Source organism: Nocardiopsis lucentensis DSM 44048, from assembly GCF_000341125.1.
In the GTDB taxonomy this organism is placed as follows: domain Bacteria; phylum Actinomycetota; class Actinomycetes; order Streptosporangiales; family Streptosporangiaceae; genus Nocardiopsis; species Nocardiopsis lucentensis.
This window is the reverse complement of record NZ_ANBC01000330.1, coordinates 1-4,183: the sequence shown is the minus strand read 5'-3', so window position 1 is coordinate 4,183 and position 4,183 is coordinate 1. Positions and strand designations below refer to the sequence as shown.

Sequence of the window (4,183 nt, the reverse complement as noted above, 5' to 3'; positions counted from 1 at the left end):
TGGTCGGCGGTGTCGTCTCCGGCCGGTGGGCCACCCGGGGCGGCGGTGCCCTCCAGATCCCCAGGGCGGTCCGATCGGCCGTGCGGTCCGACCCCGACTGGGTGCTCGTGCGCGCCGACGCCGGACAGCTCGAACCCCGCGTCCTGGCCGCCGTGTCCGGGGATGACGCCCTGGCGGCCGCGGCCGCCGAGGAGGACCTCTACGCCCGGCTGGCCGTACACGTGGGCGGTGACCGGGATCGGGCCAAGATCGGCATGCTCTCGGCGATGTACGGCCAGACCTCCGGCGACGCCGCGCCCCTGCTGCGCACCATGCGACGCCTCTACCCCCGAGCGCTGGAGTACGTCGATCAGGCCGCCCGGACCGGCGAGAACGGTGGGATCGTCCGCTCGTGGCTGGGCCGGACCTCGCCCGCCCCGCGTGCGTGGTCCACCGCCGTGTCCGGCCCCGACGGGGACCGCCGTCGTCGTGCCCACGGTCGGTTCACCCGCAACTTCGTCGTCCAGGCCACGGCCGCCGAGTGGGCGCTCGTCCTGCTGGCCGCGCTGCGGCAGCGTCTGCCGTCCCTGCCGGAGGGGGCCGGGATCGTCTTCTTCGTCCACGACGAGGTCGTCCTCCACGTCCCCCGGGATCTGACGGAGGAGACGCTCGCCGCCGTCGCCGAGGCCGAGGCCCGCACCAGGACCATCCTGTTCGGAGACACCCCGGTCCGCTTCCCCCTGGACACGGTCGTCACGGAGGACTACGCGCGACGCTGAGTGAATCCGGACACGCGACGTCACACGTCCGGTAACGGACGGCGTGGACTTCTTGCAAACTGACCCGCCTGCACCCATTCTTGGACGCGGACGCAACCGTCAGCCCGCTACCCCAGGGGTACCCCCACCCCTCCCGGCGGTACACAGAAAGGGTGAGATCCCCCCGTGCGGAGCCGTTTCAGATCATGTGCGGGAACCACGGCCGCTTTCGCGGTCGCCTTCACCGCCTTCGGGGCGACCCCCGCGTGGGCGGACCCGATCGTGGAGGACCGGCCTCCCATCGCCGAACAGCTCGCCGAAGGCCACCGGAACACCAGCGGAGTCGACCCCCGCGGCTCCGCCACCCCCACCCCCACCCCCACCCCCGCTCCCGACGTCGCCGACGCCGAAGCGCTGCGGCGCGACGCCCGCGTGGCCCCGTTCCGGGAGGCCCGCAGCGTCGAGTACTTCGCCGTGGCCCCCGAGAGCCTGCCCCGTGAGGTGGTCGCCGCGGTCCGCGGGATCGAGGGCGTGGAGCACGTCCTGACCGTGGACGCCGCGCGCGTCGGAATCGATGGAGAGCCCACCTCCGTGCTGGGCGTCAACCCTTCCAGCTTCCGTAACCACGCCCCCAGGCCGTCGGCGGAGTCCGATGAGATCTGGCAGGGCGTCGCCGAGGGCCGCATCGCGCTGTCCAACACCGTCGGCACCGAGCGCGAACTCGACCTGGGCAGCGAGGTCAGCGTCGCGGGCGGTCGCGGTGAGGTGGACCTGGAGGTGTGGACGCACGCCACCTCCGGCATCGCCGGGATCGACGCCCTCATCTCTCGGGAGCGCGCCGCCGAACTGGGCATGCCCGAGGGCAACGCGCTGGTGGTCTCGGCCCCCGACGCCGACCTGTGGGCGCTCTACGACGCTTTGTCGGACGCCCTCGGGGAGGAGACCTCCCTTCAGCTGGTCGCCGACGCCGCCGAGCCCGCCGAGCCCGGCGAGGCCGTCCCCTCCTCGGTGATCGAGCAGGTCATCGCGCACGCGGAGGGCCAGATCGGTGTGCCTTACGTCTGGGGCGGTGAGACCCCGGAGGGCGGTTTCGACTGCTCGGGGCTGCTCCAGTGGGCCTTCCTCCAGGAGGGTGTGGAAATCCCCCGTGTCACCCACGACCAGTGGAACGCCGGCGAGCGCGTCGACTTCGAGGACGCCCAGCGCGGTGACCTGCTGTTCTGGCGTTCGGACCCGACCGCACCCGACTACATCTCGCACGTGGCCATCTACCTGGGCGACGGCATGATGCTGGAGGCGCCGCGTACGGGCTTGAACGTGCGGGTCACCGAGGTGCGGACCACCAACTTCGCCGGAGCGGTGCGGGTGCGGACCTGAGGTCGCGGGCCCGCCACGGGAAGACGAGAGCGGGCCGTGGTGTCACCGTGCCGGTGGCACCACGGCCCGCTCGTCTCTCCTCGTCCGAAGAACCCAGCCGGGAGGGGAAGGCAGGCCTCGGTTCAGGAGGGGGACAGGGCCGTCACTGAGGGAGGGGGAGTCAGTGCACGAACCCTGTTTTCGGTGGTATTGAGTTCTGAGGGCACACGACCGGATCAGCGCCGGGGCCCGTCGCACAGGGTCTACATAAGCAGTGCCCGCGCGATTTGGCAAGGGGATCCGCACGGCCGGGCGCCCCCTCGCGGCGCACGCCGATCACGTGTCGTTCGGCCCTCGCCCAGGTGTTCGGCGACGTTCCCCTCCCGTTCAGCGTCCCACCGCGTACCCCTGCGCCCCCCGGGCGTCGGCGGCGGCCCGCAGCTCGCCCGTGTCGGGGTCGCGTGCCACGGCGGCCAGTCGGCCGAGCGTCCAGGCGTCGGTGACCTCGACCCGGTGTCCCCGTCCGAGCAGGTCGGCGATGACGTCCTCGCCGACCCCGGGTTCGACGATCAGGTGTCCCGGGACGGTCTCCCTCGGGTGGAAGGAGCTGGGGAAGGCACTGGTGTGGAACATGGGGGTGTCCAGCGCCTCCTGAAGGTCGTCGATTCCGTGGAGGATCCGCAGCAGGGCGGTGAACGTCCACTGGTCCTGCTGGTCGCCGCCGGGTGTTCCGATCGCGAGGACCGCCTGGCCGTCCTCGCGGGTCACGAGGGTGGGGGACAGGGTGGTGCGTGGCCGTTTGCGGGGCGCGAGGGCATTGGGGGAGGCGGGGTCGAGCCAGAACATCTGTGCGCGGGTACCGAGCGGGAAGCCCAGGGCGGGGATGACCGGTGAGCTGCTGAGCCAGCCGCCGCTGGGGGTGGCCGAGACCATGTTGCCGTGCGCGTCGACCACGTCCACGTGGCAGGTGTCGCCGCGCTGATCGGCCGGTGTGGCGCCGATGGCGCCGACCGTTGGCTCACCGGTGGTGCGGTCGCCGGGGGCCGTGCCGGGCTCGTACACGGGTGGCGTGAAGGGGGTGCGCCCGGCGACCGGTCCGGGGCGCGGCGCCGGGGCGGCCCGCCGGTCGTCGACGAGGGCGGCGAGTCGGGCGGCGTGGTCGGTGGAGAGGAGCTCCTTGAGCGGTACGTCGACGTGGTCGGGGTCGCCGTACCAGCCCTCCCGGTCGGCGAAGGCGAGCTTGGCGGCCTCGGTCACCCGGTGCGTGAACTCGGCGCTGATCCCCTCGCGGACGTCGTGGCCGGTGCCCAGGGCCTCGGCGATCCGCAGCTGCTGGAGCATGACCGGCCCCTGGCCCCAGGGACCCGTCTTGTGCACGGTGTGCACGCCGTGGGTGACGCTCACCGGATCCTCGAAGGTGGCGCTCCAGTCAGCCATGTCCTGGGCGGTGAGCAGGGCCTGGCGGGGTACCCCGGACCCGTCGGGCACGGGTGTGGAGAGGAACGCCCCCACGGCCTCGGCGACGAACCCGTGCGACCAGGCGCGCCGGGCCGCCTCGATCTGGGCCTCACGGTCGGAACCGGCCCCCTCGGCCTCGGCGACGATCGTGCGGTAGGTGTCGGCGAGGACGGGGTTGCGCAGGCGGGCCCCGGGCCTGGGCGCGGAGCCGTGCGGGAGGTAGACCTCGGCGGACCCGGGCCAGTGCCGGGTGAAGACGGGGCTGAGGGAGGTGACGGCGCCGGCGATCCGCTCCAGGACGGGGTACCCGCGTTCGGCGAGGCCGATGGCGTGGTCGAGGACGTCGCGCACGGTCATGGTGCCGTGGTCGCGCAGGAGCAGCATCCAGGCGTCGAAGGCTCCGGGGACGGTGGCGGCGAGCACGCCGTTGCCGGGGATGAGGTCCGTGTCCGCGAAGGCGTCCATGGTGGCGGCGGCGGGGGAGACCCCCTGGCCGCACAGCACGCGCGGGGGTCCTCCGGCGGGTTGGAGGAGGATCGGGACCTCACCGCCGGGCCCGTTGAGGTGGGGTTCGACGACCTGGAGGGTGAAACCCGCGGCGACGGCGGCGTCGAAGGCGTTGCCGCCGCGTT

Annotated in this window: 3 protein-coding genes; 2 read left to right on the top strand and 1 reads right to left on the bottom strand. The window is 73.1% G+C overall.

Features of this window, described 5'->3' with window-relative positions:
* Nucleotides 1–758: DNA polymerase (locus tag D471_RS0111780; protein WP_017598807.1), on the top strand; the 758-nt coding region annotated here is incomplete at its 5' end.
* 165 nt (nucleotides 759–923) lie between these two features.
* The gene (locus tag D471_RS0111775; protein ID WP_017598806.1) at nucleotides 924–2,114 is read left to right on the top strand and encodes a C40 family peptidase; all 1,191 of its coding nucleotides are present in this window, start codon (nucleotides 924–926) and stop codon (nucleotides 2,112–2,114) included.
* A gap of 366 nt (nucleotides 2,115–2,480) precedes the next feature.
* Here D471_RS0111775 and D471_RS0111770 read toward each other — a convergent pair.
* On the bottom strand, nucleotides 2,481–4,183 hold a 1,703-nt coding region (locus tag D471_RS0111770), incomplete at its 5' end, for a gamma-glutamyltransferase family protein (protein WP_017598805.1).